At 59.3% G+C, this 11,489-nt stretch carries 13 protein-coding genes and 1 tRNA gene; 8 read left to right on the top strand and 6 right to left on the bottom strand.

Features of this window, described 5'->3' with window-relative positions:
- The first annotated feature begins 32 nt into the window (after window positions 1-32).
- Together IEI95_RS23110 and IEI95_RS23105 are read left to right on the top strand one after the other, a co-directional pair.
- Window positions 33-482: a phasin gene (locus IEI95_RS23110; RefSeq protein WP_015915010.1), complete on the top strand. Its 450-nt coding sequence runs from the start codon at window positions 33-35 to the stop codon at window positions 480-482.
- A gap of 165 nt (window positions 483-647) precedes the next feature.
- Window positions 648-724: transfer RNA gene (locus IEI95_RS23105), tRNA-His, on the top strand.
- Window positions 725-785: 61 nt separating this feature from the next.
- On the opposite strand, the gene IEI95_RS23100 is transcribed toward IEI95_RS23105, so the two are convergent.
- Window positions 786-1,454, bottom strand: a complete 669-nt coding sequence (locus tag IEI95_RS23100) for a HupE/UreJ family protein (protein ID WP_156531458.1) — start codon at window positions 1,452-1,454, stop codon at window positions 786-788.
- A 294-nt stretch (window positions 1,455-1,748) separates the two neighbouring features.
- Between IEI95_RS23100 and IEI95_RS23095 the strand changes: the two genes are divergently transcribed.
- From IEI95_RS23095 to IEI95_RS23085, 3 genes are read left to right on the top strand one after another with little or no spacing between them, the layout of a single operon-like run.
- On the top strand, window positions 1,749-2,357 hold the full coding sequence (locus IEI95_RS23095) for a HupE/UreJ family protein (RefSeq protein WP_015915012.1): 609 nt from the start codon (window positions 1,749-1,751) through the stop codon (window positions 2,355-2,357).
- Window positions 2,357-3,148, top strand: a complete 792-nt coding sequence (locus tag IEI95_RS23090) for a hypothetical protein (protein ID WP_156531459.1) — start codon at window positions 2,357-2,359, stop codon at window positions 3,146-3,148. The genes IEI95_RS23095 and IEI95_RS23090 overlap by 1 nt, the downstream gene beginning before the upstream one ends.
- Complete coding sequence (locus tag IEI95_RS23085; protein WP_156531460.1) at window positions 3,145-3,765, top strand: DUF1007 family protein; 621 nt, start codon at window positions 3,145-3,147, stop codon at window positions 3,763-3,765. Before IEI95_RS23090 ends, IEI95_RS23085 begins: the two co-directional genes overlap by 4 nt.
- Here IEI95_RS23085 and IEI95_RS23080 read toward each other — a convergent pair.
- Window positions 3,760-4,191, bottom strand: a complete 432-nt coding sequence (locus IEI95_RS23080; RefSeq protein ID WP_156531461.1) for an OsmC family protein — start codon at window positions 4,189-4,191, stop codon at window positions 3,760-3,762. The two genes, IEI95_RS23085 and IEI95_RS23080, sit on opposite strands and share 6 nt — an antisense overlap.
- Before the next feature lie 14 nt (window positions 4,192-4,205).
- Window positions 4,206-5,087 carry a LysR family transcriptional regulator gene (locus IEI95_RS23075; protein ID WP_156531462.1) on the bottom strand — a complete coding sequence of 294 codons (882 nt, stop codon included), beginning with the start codon at window positions 5,085-5,087 and terminating at the stop codon, window positions 4,206-4,208.
- A 103-nt stretch (window positions 5,088-5,190) separates the two neighbouring features.
- On the opposite strand from IEI95_RS23075, the gene IEI95_RS23070 reads away from it, so the two are divergent.
- The 3 genes from IEI95_RS23070 to IEI95_RS23060 all read left to right on the top strand — a co-directional run bounded on the left by IEI95_RS23070 (window position 5,191) and on the right by IEI95_RS23060 (window position 8,101).
- Window positions 5,191-6,687 carry a CoA-acylating methylmalonate-semialdehyde dehydrogenase gene (locus IEI95_RS23070; RefSeq protein WP_156531463.1) on the top strand — a complete coding sequence of 499 codons (1,497 nt, stop codon included), beginning with the start codon at window positions 5,191-5,193 and terminating at the stop codon, window positions 6,685-6,687.
- 248 nt (window positions 6,688-6,935) lie between these two features.
- Window positions 6,936-7,406, top strand: coding sequence for an iron-responsive transcriptional regulator RirA (rirA, locus tag IEI95_RS23065; RefSeq protein ID WP_156531464.1), 471 nt, complete (start codon window positions 6,936-6,938; stop codon window positions 7,404-7,406).
- A 149-nt stretch (window positions 7,407-7,555) separates the two neighbouring features.
- Window positions 7,556-8,101 carry a gluconokinase gene (locus tag IEI95_RS23060; protein WP_194417079.1) on the top strand — a complete coding sequence of 182 codons (546 nt, stop codon included), beginning with the start codon at window positions 7,556-7,558 and terminating at the stop codon, window positions 8,099-8,101.
- Between the two features lie 16 nt (window positions 8,102-8,117).
- On the opposite strand, the gene IEI95_RS23055 is transcribed toward IEI95_RS23060, so the two are convergent.
- The 3 genes from IEI95_RS23055 to bglB form a co-directional block, all read right to left on the bottom strand.
- Window positions 8,118-8,855 carry a CDP-diacylglycerol diphosphatase gene (locus tag IEI95_RS23055; RefSeq protein ID WP_194417078.1) on the bottom strand — a complete coding sequence of 246 codons (738 nt, stop codon included), beginning with the start codon at window positions 8,853-8,855 and terminating at the stop codon, window positions 8,118-8,120.
- Window positions 8,856-8,963: 108 nt separating this feature from the next.
- Complete coding sequence (locus tag IEI95_RS23050) at window positions 8,964-10,211, bottom strand: NAD(P)/FAD-dependent oxidoreductase (protein WP_156531467.1); 1,248 nt, start codon at window positions 10,209-10,211, stop codon at window positions 8,964-8,966.
- A 133-nt stretch (window positions 10,212-10,344) separates the two neighbouring features.
- Window positions 10,345-11,469 carry a beta-galactosidase BglB gene (bglB, locus tag IEI95_RS23045; protein ID WP_234890865.1) on the bottom strand — a complete coding sequence of 375 codons (1,125 nt, stop codon included), beginning with the start codon at window positions 11,467-11,469 and terminating at the stop codon, window positions 10,345-10,347.
- Window positions 11,470-11,489 lie beyond the last annotated feature (20 nt).

The raw sequence follows: 11,489 nt of genomic DNA, 5'->3' as shown, positions 1-11,489 counted from the left end.
GCAATGATCGGCCCCTTCCAAGGAGTTCCATCATGGCTACCAATTCGAAATCCACCCCTTTCTCTGCTGCTGCCTTCGACCCTGCAAAGATTTCCGACAGCCTGCGCGACTTCACCGAGAAGGGCGCTGCTCAGTCCAAGGAAGCCTATGCCAAGATGAAGACCGCTGCCGAAGACGCCACCAAGACGGTTGAAGCCACCTTGCAGAGCGCCCAGAGCGGCAGCATGGAACTTGGCCTCAAGGCAATCGACGCCCTGCGCACCAATGCCGAGCTGTCCCTGTCGCACATGGAAGCCCTGATGGGCGTCAAGTCTGTTGCTGAGCTGGTCGAATTGCAGACCGCCTTCATCCGCAAGCAGGCTGAAGTCACCGTCGAGCAGGCCAAGGCCATGCAGGAAACCGTCAAGAAGGTTGCCGAAACCGTGGCAAAGCCCGGCAAGGAAGCCGCTGAAAAGGCAATGTCCAGCTTCAAGGTCTCCTGATCTTTCCGGTCACATATTGATGAAGATGAGAGGGTCGGTTCGTCCGGCCCTTTTTATTGCCGTCGCGGCCAGTGATCTGTAAATAAATGGGGAAGCGCAAAAAGGGGCTTGAAAAATTCTCCCACGCCCCGTATGTGACCCCTCGAAAGCGCTAGCGCTTGATGTGCGGTTGTAGCTCAGTTGGTTAGAGCGCAGGTTTGTGGCACCTGAGGTCGGAGGTTCGAGACCCCCCAACCGTACCATTTCTTCCACAATATTCCAGATTATCTGTCTGCGAACGGTTCAGCAGGATCTCACCTGATTCTACATCTGTCCCGTCACCAGATAATACACCCCCGCGACCACGATCAGCCCGCCCAGCACGCGGACCACCATGCCGTTATAGAGCCGGCCCAGCCCGTAGCCGATGGCGATGCCGAGGATGTGGATCATGCCGGTGGCGACGACGAAGCCGACGGTGTAGGCGGCGGGGTCGGTGGCGTTAGGGGCCATTTTGCCATGGGGATAGCCATGGAACAGCGCAAACAGTGCGATGATCGCCAGGGAGGCGAATTCGGGGGCTTTCCAGTTGGCGGCGATGGCAGCGCCCAGCGCCAGTAGCGAGAGCGCTATGCCGCCGGAAATCACCGGGTCGGGAATGTCGGCCAACATGCCAATCACGCCGCCGATGCACATGATCAGCGGGAAGGTGGCGGGCAGGGTCCAGACGGAGCGGCCCCCCATCTGCGCGCCCCAGAGACCGACCGCCAGCATGGCCAGGAAGTGATCGGCGCCCAGCAGTGGATGCTCGAACCCGCTGCCGAAGCCGCCCATGGGGCCACCCAGAACATGGGCAAAGGCCGGTGCGGCGCTGCCTGCAAACCCCAGGAACGTGACGGCCAGGCGCAGGGGGAATCCGTTGATCGTGCTGGAACGGTTCAGAAAATGCCCTTGGAAATGGTCCGGGATTTTCTTTGGAGGAACTGGGGTCATTGTCGCTTTGCCCTTGCCGCTTTTCTCGAGGACTTTTGGGGAAGCCCGTTTTTTGGAAGCCCGTTTTTCGGAAGATTGGCCTATAGCTGTAAAATATGGGGTATAAGTGACGCCCTGGGCGCTGACAACGTGCTGCTGTTATCGTCGAAGCTTTCTTTCTGGCTTGATCAGGTGCAAACAGGTTCCATGCATTTCGCGACCACAATTTGGTCGCAGAAACAGTCTGCATAAGGTGGCAGCCAAGGCAGAGCAGGGCAGAGCAGCAGCACAGCCATTCAATTCGGGAGATCGGATATGCAGGAAAACTTTAAACGTCAGATCGTCGGGGCGGGGCGGCTTGCTGCTGTCGCAGCCCTTGTCGCCTTGATGCCGGGCATGGCCGAGGCGCATATCGTCCAGGGCGGTGCCGGTGGGTTCCTGCAAGGCTTCGAGCATCCCCTGTCGGGTGCCGATCATCTTCTGGCGATGTTTTCCGTCGGTCTCTGGGGCGCGCAACTGGGCGGCCGCAATGTCTGGGCGCTGCCAATCACCTTTCCGCTGATCATGGTCCTGGGTGGCATTCTCGGCATTGCCGGTGTGCCGTTGCCAGCGATTGAAACCGGCATTGCGCTCTCCATCGTCGTGCTGGGTGCCGCGATTGCGCTGGTCTGGCGGCCGCCGGAATGGCTGGCGCTGACGGTCATCGGCCTGTTTGCCATCTGCCATGGTTATGCCCACGGCGCTGAATTGCCAATTGCCGCCGATCCCGCCGATTTTGCCATCGGCTTCGTGATTGCCACCGGCCTCATCCATCTGGCCGGTATTGCCGTCGGGCTTGGTGTGTCGCGGGCCTTGGGCGAGCGCATGGTTCGTATTCCCGGCGGGCTAATCGCCATCGGCGGCCTTTATTTCCTTGTGACCTGATGGCAAAGCCGGGCACGCCCCTTGCTGGTCATCTGACGACGGGTCTAGCCCTTGTGGCGCTGCTCGGAGCAATTGGGATAGGCGCGTCGGCAGTGTGGACCTGGCTTGACCAGGAGACGCTGGACCATTGGCTGCTATCGACCACGTTTACCATTGAACGCCTGCTGCCCTTGATCGGCACAGGCTTCATTCTGGGGCAATTGCCGAGACGGCGATTGCCGCTGGCTCTACTGGTGCTGGCGGCAGGCTTTGTCGCCGGTTTTGTCTGGCGCGATATGTGGATGCAGCTTCTGGCGCCTTTGCCCGCAGCGCCCAGCCATTTCTTTCTGGTTGGCCCCTTGGCCTGTCTGTTGGCGGGCGCAATTCTGGTCTTACCATTGCCGCTGCGGCTCTGGTCCGGTCTGGCGCTGTTGCCGGTGCTTGGGATCGCCCTTTCGCTGGCGATCTCTTTTTCCGATCCAAGCCTGCATGACCGGCTCTATCTGCCCTTGGCGCTGTCTGCCGCGCTTTGGCTGTTGCTGGTGTCCGGTCTTGTCGCTGGTATCGTCACCGCTGCCTGGACCAGGATTGCCTCGCGGGTTTATGGCAGTTGGTTGCTTGCCATCGGCATGCTGTACGGCGGTGCTTACATGGCCTCGAAACAGACCACACTCACCCCGCCGCCCTTCGCGGACCCTCCTGCTGCCAGCGATGATTTTTCAGGTTTTGAGCCTCTGTTCAAATCCCTGGACCGCTATGGTCCCCAGAGACCGGTGCTGGGGCCGGATGCGGGTGAGGGGAGGTTGCCATGAGCCGTTTGCCACTTGCCTTTCGCCGGAAGACCGCGCTTGCAGCCACGCTGGCGCTCTGTCTGCTGCCTGCTTCTCCCGTGCTGGCGCATCCCGACATCGCCATCACGCTGAGGGTGCTTTTCGACATGCATCATGGGGTGTTGACGGGGGGCGGGGAAAGCTGGTCCTTCGATGCGGCCTATAGCCGTGTTCTGCTGGATCGCTATGACCGGGACCGCAACAGCCAGTTTACCGCCGAGGAGGCCTCGGCCCTGCGCGACAAGCTGATTGCCGATCTTGGCCGCAAGAGGTTTTTCACGGAATTGTCGGTGGATGGCAGGCAGGCGGCGCGGTTGCAGCCGGTGGGCTTTACCGCTGAGATCCATGGGAATGTCGTGACTGTCACCTTTGCTTTCAGCCTGGCCGGACCGGTGGATCTGCGCGGTAAAAGCCTTGATCTGGAGGTCAAGGACAAGGACTATGTCGCCGCGTTTCGCTTGGCCGAGACCGGTGGGCTTCAGATTCGCGGCGATGGTGGCCAGTGCCGGACCAGCCGCGCACCAAACCCGGCCCATGCCTATTTCGCCGGTCTGGTCGTGCCGGAGCGGATAACCCTGACCTGCGGTCCGTCTCTATGATTGAAGCAGGGTGGTCACAAACTGCGGTTTGCCGGAAATTGTATTGCTGACGGTGCAGATCTCATGCTCGGCCCTGTCGGCAATGGCCTTGCGGGTCTCGTCATCAATCTCGCCCTTGATGGTCAGGGTGATGTCGAAACGCTCAACCCGAGACAGGCCTGCCTTGGCCTTTTCACCCGTGACGCTGGCCGTAATTTCGCTGATCCTGTCCATCACCCCCATCTCGCTGGCGGCAAGGCGGGCGCTGATGGTGAGGCATCCAGCCAGCGAGGCGTAGAGCAGGTCCAGCGGGTTGAAGCCCGGCTGCGACGGGCCGGTGACGATGGCCAGCTCACCGCCGGTGGCCGAGGTGATTTGCGGAAAACCGGTGCGGCCGATTACGGCGGTGGCGCCCACCGGGCGGGCTTTCATCTTGATCTCGGCCATGATGCTTATCCTGGTTATAAAAAGATACCGCGATCCTGATCGACCCGCTCGCGTAAGTAATCCACCACGGTGCGAATGCGGGCCAGATCGCGCAGGCTTTCATGATAGGTGGTCCAATAGGCGCGGTGCAAGGTGATGTCGGGCAGAATGCGGACCAGATCGTGATGCTGTCGCGCGATGTAGCTGTGCAAAATACCAACGCCAGCCCCTGCCAGCACCGCTTCCGTCTGGCCGATGGCGGAGGAAATCTCAAAGCTGGCGTTCCAGTTGCGCATGATTTCGCCGGTAAAATTCAGCGATGGCGTGAAGATCAGATCTTCCACATAGCCAATGCGGTGATGATCCTTGAGGGCCTCCACCGTCTCCGGCAACCCGTGGCGCTCAATATACTGGCGGGAGGCGTAAAGCGCCAAGCTGTAATCGGTCAGATGCGCCGAGACGAGGCGGCCCTGATCGGGCCGCTCCAGCGTCACGGCAATATCGGCCTCGCGTTGTGACAGCGAAAACGAGCGTGGCACCGGCACCAGCTGGATTTTCAATTCCGGGTGCCGCTCAATCAAATCCCCCAGCTTGGAGGCCAGAAAAAACACGCCAAACCCATCGGGCGCGCCAATGCGCACCGTGCCTGCCACCTTGGCATCGGTGCGGCCAAGGCGGGCTTGGGCTTCCAGCATTTCGGTTTCCATCCGCTCGGCGGAGGTGAGGAACGTCTCGCCTTCAGCGGTCAGTTCGCAGCCATTGGTGCGGCGAATGAACAGCCGTGTTTTCAGCGCATCTTCCAGCGCCGTCAAGCGGCGTGAGAGCGTGGCGTGGTTCAGCCCCAACCGTTTTGAGGCGGCCAGAATTTGTCCGGTGCGGGCAATGGCCAGAAAAATGCGAACGTCATCCCAATTCATAGTAACATCCATTTATGCACAACGGATGCGTAAATCATCGCGTTGCGTTGTGCAAATTAAAGCGCGATAGTGGCCTATCAAAAAACACTCAGGAGGATCACCCATGTATCAGATCGGGCATTTCATCGGCGGCAAGACTGTGGCTGGCACCTCTGGCCGCAAGCAGCCGATTTTCAACCCTGCCACGGGTGAAGTGCAGGGCGAAATCTCGCTGGCCAGCGCAGACGAGTTGAATGCGGCGGTGGAAAACGCCAAGGCTGCCCAGCCGAAATGGGCTGCCACCAATCCGCAGCGTCGCGCTCGCGTGTTCATGAAATTCGTGGAATTGCTCAACACCCATATGGACGAGCTGGCCGAAATGCTGTCGCGCGAGCATGGCAAGACCATTGAAGACGCCAAGGGCGATATCGTCCGAGGTCTGGAAGTCTGCGAATTCGTCATCGGCATTCCGCATCTGTCGAAGAGCGAGTTTACCGAAGGCGCCGGCCCGAACATTGATATGTATTCCATCCGTCAGGCTGTCGGCATTGGCGCTGGCATTACGCCGTTCAACTTTCCGGCGATGATCCCGATGTGGATGTTTGCCCCGGCGATTGCCTGCGGCAATGCCTTTATCCTCAAGCCTTCCGAGCGCGATCCGTCCGTGCCGATGCGCCTTGCCGAATTGATGATCGAGGCTGGTCTGCCTGCTGGCATTCTCAACGTCGTTAATGGCGACAAATCAGCTGTTGATGGCCTGCTGACCCATCCCGATATCGGCGCAATCTCCTTCGTCGGCTCCACCCCGATTGCCCGTTACGTCTATGGTACGGCAGCGGCCAACGGCAAGCGCGCCCAGTGCTTCGGCGGCGCCAAGAACCATATGATCATCATGCCCGATGCCGATCTGGATCAGGCTGCCAATGCGCTGATGGGCGCGGGCTACGGTTCAGCCGGGGAACGCTGCATGGCGATTTCGGTTGCCGTTCCTGTTGGTGATGAAACCGCCGACCGGTTGATCGCCAAGCTGACCCCGATGATCGAAAGCCTGCGCATCGGCCCTTATACCGATGACAAGGCGGATATGGGTCCTGTCATCACCAAGGAAGCGCGTGACCGCATTCTCGGCCTGATTGATAGCGGCGTGGATGCCGGTGCCAAGCTGGTCGTCGATGGCCGTGACTTCAAGCTTCAGGGCTATGAAAACGGCAATTTCGTCGGCGGCTGCCTGTTCGACAATGTGACCCCTGATATGGACATCTACAAGACCGAAATCTTCGGACCGGTTCTCTCGGTGGTGCGCGCGAAAAACTATGAAGAAGCGCTCGATCTGCCGATGAAGCATGAATATGGCAATGGCGTTGCGATCTATACCCGCGACGGCGATGCGGCGCGTGATTTTGCCAGCCGCATCAATATCGGCATGGTCGGCATCAATGTGCCGATTCCGGTGCCGCTGGCCTATCACTCCTTCGGTGGCTGGAAGGCGTCTTCCTTCGGCGACCTCAACCAGCATGGTACGGACTCGATCAAATTCTGGACCCGCACCAAGACCGTCACCAGCCGCTGGCCCTCCGGCATCAAGGACGGCGCTGAATTCGTTATGCCGACAATGAAATAAGGCTTTATCCAGAAAACCATCAACACAGGCGGGTCTCCAGCGGCCCGCCTTTTTTCGTGATAAAAAGCCAAAATCAACACTCCAAGCATGAAAATCTTTTCTGGAGAAACACGCTCAAAAAATGTTAATTTGGAATTGTTCAAAAGTACAAAAGCCATTATATATGCCGATATGGACGGACAAAATTGGCGCTTTGCCAAGGACCGCCAAGCGGCTAAGGTTCGCTGGACCAGCTTAAGGAGTGGCGCATGCGCTTGACGAAGCAGACCAATTACGCGGTACGCATTCTGATGTATTGCGCGGCGAACAAGGACCACCTGAGCCGTATTCCGGAAATTGCCAAGGCCTATGGTGTCTCTGAACTGTTCTTGTTCAAGATCCTTCAGCCGCTCAACAAGGCAGGCCTGGTGGAAACCGTGCGTGGCCGCAATGGCGGCGTGCGCCTGGGCCGTGCGCCTGAAAAGATCAGCCTGTTCGACGTGGTGAAAGTCACTGAAGACAGCTTTGCGATGGCCGAATGCTTCGAGGACGATGGCGATGTCGATTGCCCGTTGATCGACAGCTGCGGCCTGAATTCGGCGCTGCGCAAGGCGCTCAATGCTTTCTTCGCGGTGCTGGCGGAATATTCCATCGACGACCTGGTCAAGGCCCGCCCGCAGATCAACTTTTTGCTGGGTATCGAGGATCTGCCTCGTCTGGCAGCTGCACCGGCTGCCTGAGCCTGTTTGTTTTAAAAGTGATGATGTAGAGCGCCCTGACCTCCGGTCCGGGCGTTTTTCGTTTGTGGTGAGGCTGGGATGAGGCGGTTGACCAGGGACGGCAATACGCTACTTGAAGGTAAGTGACGTATCCGCCCGGAGAGATCAGCATGACCGCCCATCAGACAGCCAACACCGTTCCTACCAGACCTTGGGCGATCATCGTCATGGGGGTTAGCGGCTGCGGCAAAAGCTCGATTGGCGAGGGCCTGGCGAAAAAGCTTGACGTCCCCTTCCTGGAAGGAGACAGCCTGCATCCCGCCGCCAATGTCGAGAAAATGGCCAAGGGCACGCCGCTGACCGATGAAGACCGTTGGCCCTGGTTGCAAGCGATCGGCGATAAAATGGCCGCCGCCTTGCAGGAGGGCCAGACCATCATCGTCTCCTGCTCGTCGTTGAAGAAAAGCTATCGCGACCTGTTGCGCGAGGCGACTGGCAATCGCACCGCCTTCATTTATCTGGAAGGCTCGAAAGAGCTGCTGACCCGCCGCATGGGTGAACGCACCGGACATTTCATGCCGGTCAGCCTGCTGGAAAGCCAGCTTGCGACACTGGAAAGCCCGAAAGATGAGCCTTGTGTGGTGACAGTTGATATTGATCGCAGCATCGACGCCATTGTTGATGCCGCAGCAGGCGGGCTGTCGGAGCTGGAATAACAACGATTTGCGGTGATCAGACCGGATCGATCCGGCAGCTGTGATCCTGCACATCTTCACCGCCGGAAAAACCGATTGTCGCGGCAGGGGCAACATCGGTGAGAATGATGAAGCCTGGGCCGCTGGCAAAGCTCGCGCCAACCACCACCAGATTGTGGCTTGCCATCTCCGTTGACGGGTCTTTCAGGGTCTTGGCCAGCGCCAGAAACGGATTGTAACCCGCCAGCGTATCGCCCTCGACCTTCATGGCGATAAAATGGTGTCCAGCCACTGTGTCCGGCAGGGGCGCCCAGTCGGTGCCGATGTCATTGGCCATCTTGGTCAAAAGCGCATGGGCATCCGGGCTGAGGCAATCGATATGGATATGCAACTGGTTTTGCGAGCGGGCGTTTTGTGCGTTGACCGCCAGGCTGAGCGCATCGCGTGACAAGGGATGCGGCAGCTTGGCATCGAAGGCGGCCCGTTCATTCCAGGCATCGGCAAAGAAATTCGGCGTCTTGTCATCCAGCAGAGCAGGGCTTTCTATGCCGGTGATCTTGTCGGTCGGGATCAGCAGATGCTGCGCCACGCCACGTTGGTCCTTCAGCAGCGCGTAATGTTCGCCGGCATTGACGCTGACGCAAGGCGCTGTCGCGACAACACATTTGTCATGGACGATTTTCCACAGCGCGTCGGGATCGGCATGGGCAATTGCGGCGGCGGCAAGCAGGCCGATGAGACCAAGGGCGATGGAGGAACGCGGGCGGCTGGTCATAGTGATCCCTTGAGCAAATCATTGACTTCAAGCACCCGACTGTAAGGTCCGTCTGCCGATTTCCTGTGACGCCCGGTTCGTCCGCAGATCACATTTTCGGGATCTGTATCAGGCCCTGAACCGCTCCGGGCGAAAGGCCGAGATATCCAGAAACGGCGTCTCGCCGCTCATCGCCTCCGCCAGCAACCGGCCCGTCACCGGACCCAGCGTCAAGCCATGATGGGCATGGCCAAACGCCAGCCACAGGCCCTTGTGGCGCGGCGCCTGGCCAATCACCGGCATCATGTCCGGCGTGCAGGGCCGCGCGCCCATCCAGGGTTCCGCGTCCAGCCGCTCGGCCAGCGGAAAGATGGTGCGGGCGACTTTTTCGGCCCGCGCCAATTGTACCGGGGTTTTCGGCGCATCACGCAAGGCAAATTCCGCCCCGGTCGTCAGCCGGATGCCCTGGGTCATCGGGGCGAGAAAATAGCCGCGCTCCTTGTCCATCATCCAGTTGTTCAGCACTGCATTGCCGTTGCTGGCATAGTGCATGTGGTAGCCGCGCTTGACGCCGAGCAGGAAGCGGTAGCCGAGCTTGGCCGTCACCTCATCCGACCAGGGACCGAGGGCGACCACGACCTGTTTGCCATCGATCACGCCATCGTCGGTGGTGACCTGCCAGCCGCTGCCTGCCTGTTTCAGGCTCAAGGCATCACCATGCACGAAGCGTCCGCCAAGCTTTTCGAACGTGGTGAGGTAGGCCTTGGTCAGCCCGAGCGGATCAAGCACCGACCAGGGATCGTTCCATTTCAGCCCGCCGATGAAATCCTGGCTCAGATGCGGCTCTTCGCGGGCCAGATCCGCTGCCGTCAGGGTTTGAAATTGAATACCGTATTCACGCCCCAGCCGTTCGGCCTCAGCCACTTCCTTGTCGCGCACGGCCTGGGTGCGAAACGCCTCGACCCAACCGTCCTTGCGGATCAGCGCTTCGGCCCCCGATGCCTCGATCAGCTCTTTATGTTCGGTGATCGAATGCTCGATCAGTGGCGCATAGGCTCTGGCGATCACCTCATGGCGCGGCTTGTTGGAATGCCACCAATAGGAGGAGAGGAAAGCGGCAAGCTTCGGCAGGGCCTTCAGATGATAATGCGCATCGATCCGGTTGTTGAGACCGTAGCGCAGGATCAAGCCAAGATCCTGCGGAAAGCCGTAGGGCACGACGCCCTCGCGCTGGATCAGCCCGGCATTGCCGTAGGAGGTTTCCTCACCCGCGTCCCGCCTGTCCACCAGCACCACAGATTTGCCGCGCCGTGCCAGCTGAACAGCGGTGGACACGCCGATAATACCGGCGCCAAGAACAATTGCATCGACAGACATGAAAAGACCCACGGTCAAGGATTACTGCCGTGACCATGCAAAAGCGCTGGGAAATGCGCAAATGAAAACTTTCTGAAATGGCAGGATTTTTATCCTGTCATTGCGGTGCTTCGGGCTTTCTCTACTCCCGGCTTCAAATAAAGGATCTCAGATATTCAGAGAGGCAGAGAATGGCCATCGCCTGCCCGTAGGGCATCGAGGTCAGCTTGATAGTGCGGTAGAAATCGAGATCCGAACCCATGGCGGTGCCGAAGGACACCTGGTTCAATTCGCCCTTGGCGTCGATATTGGCAATGACACCGCGCACCGCCCGTTCCGCCACGGGCCGATAGTCCGCGCTGATATATCGTTTGCGCACCGCCTTCATCAGTCCATAGGCAAAACCGGCGGTGGCCGAGGCTTCCAGATAGCTGCCCTCGTCATCGACCAGCGTGTGCCAGAGGCCGGAAGGGTCCTGATATTTGGCTAGGGCTGCGGCCTGTCGGTCGAGCGTCGAGAGCAGATGACGCCGCACCGCGTCGCCTTCCGGCAATTGCAAGAGATCGATGAATTCCGGAATGGCGATAGTCACCCAGGAATTGCCACGGGCCCAGAGTGCACGGGCAAAATTATGATTGCCGTTGAAAGTCCAGCCATGGAACCACAGGCCGGAGGCGCGGTCGGCGAGGTATTGGCTGTGGATCAGAAACTGATACTTCGCCTCTTCCACATAGTCCGGGCGGTTCAACAGCAGGCCGATCTTGGCGAGCGGCATGACGCTCATCATCAGCGTATCGTCCCACATCTGCTGGTCGTTGACGCTGTTATAGACGATATGCTGCAAACCGCCTTCGCGCGTGCGCGGCATCTCATGCATCACCCACTCGGCCCAGGTTTCCAGATAGGGGATAAAGGCCGGGTTGGGCGCGTGTTCATATAGGCAGGCGAGCGTCAGGAACGGGCAGACCGTGTTGATATTCTTGGTCGGCGTGCCCTCGGCCAGCCGCGCCGAAAACCAGTCGGTGATAACAGCCATCGCCTTGGCATCGCCGGTCTGCTGCCAGTATTTGAACAGGCCGTAAAGCCCGATACCATGGGTCCATTCCCATCCGGCCCAGCCCTTGGTGTCGATCACCCGCCCATCGTCCAGCCGCAGCAGGAATTCCCCTGTGGTGTCCGTGATGTTGATCAGATTGTCCGTCAACCGGCCAATCAGCCCGATAACCTCATTGCGCGTTACGAACCGCTCCGGCTGCGCCAGCAAGGGATGCATGGTCATGGTCACTCCTCCTGTGACGC

Origin of the sequence: Agrobacterium vitis (genome assembly GCF_014926405.1) — a bacterium.
Taxonomy (GTDB): Bacteria; Pseudomonadota; Alphaproteobacteria; order Rhizobiales; family Rhizobiaceae; genus Allorhizobium; species Allorhizobium vitis_H.
The sequence above is the reverse complement of the archived record's forward strand: the minus strand, read 5'-3'. Positions and strand labels throughout refer to the sequence as shown.

What these genes read in the sequence shown, in the direction of transcription:
- IEI95_RS23110 (WP_015915010.1), top strand. Translation starts at nt 33, where the DNA reads ATGGCTACCAATTCGAAATCCACCCCTTTCTCTGCTGCTGCCTTCGAC.
- IEI95_RS23100 (WP_156531458.1), bottom strand. Translation starts at nt 1,454, where the DNA reads ATGACCCCAGTTCCTCCAAAGAAAATCCCGGACCATTTCCAAGGGCAT.
- IEI95_RS23095 (WP_015915012.1), top strand. Translation starts at nt 1,749, where the DNA reads ATGCAGGAAAACTTTAAACGTCAGATCGTCGGGGCGGGGCGGCTTGCT.
- IEI95_RS23090 (WP_156531459.1), top strand. Translation starts at nt 2,357, where the DNA reads ATGGCAAAGCCGGGCACGCCCCTTGCTGGTCATCTGACGACGGGTCTA.
- IEI95_RS23085 (WP_156531460.1), top strand. Translation starts at nt 3,145, where the DNA reads ATGAGCCGTTTGCCACTTGCCTTTCGCCGGAAGACCGCGCTTGCAGCC.
- IEI95_RS23080 (WP_156531461.1), bottom strand. Translation starts at nt 4,191, where the DNA reads ATGGCCGAGATCAAGATGAAAGCCCGCCCGGTGGGCGCCACCGCCGTA.
- IEI95_RS23075 (WP_156531462.1), bottom strand. Translation starts at nt 5,087, where the DNA reads ATGAATTGGGATGACGTTCGCATTTTTCTGGCCATTGCCCGCACCGGA.
- IEI95_RS23070 (WP_156531463.1), top strand. Translation starts at nt 5,191, where the DNA reads ATGTATCAGATCGGGCATTTCATCGGCGGCAAGACTGTGGCTGGCACC.
- rirA (WP_156531464.1), top strand. Translation starts at nt 6,936, where the DNA reads ATGCGCTTGACGAAGCAGACCAATTACGCGGTACGCATTCTGATGTAT.
- IEI95_RS23060 (WP_194417079.1), top strand. Translation starts at nt 7,556, where the DNA reads ATGACCGCCCATCAGACAGCCAACACCGTTCCTACCAGACCTTGGGCG.
- IEI95_RS23055 (WP_194417078.1), bottom strand. Translation starts at nt 8,855, where the DNA reads ATGACCAGCCGCCCGCGTTCCTCCATCGCCCTTGGTCTCATCGGCCTG.
- IEI95_RS23050 (WP_156531467.1), bottom strand. Translation starts at nt 10,211, where the DNA reads ATGTCTGTCGATGCAATTGTTCTTGGCGCCGGTATTATCGGCGTGTCC.
- bglB (WP_234890865.1), bottom strand. Translation starts at nt 11,469, where the DNA reads ATGACCATGCATCCCTTGCTGGCGCAGCCGGAGCGGTTCGTAACGCGC.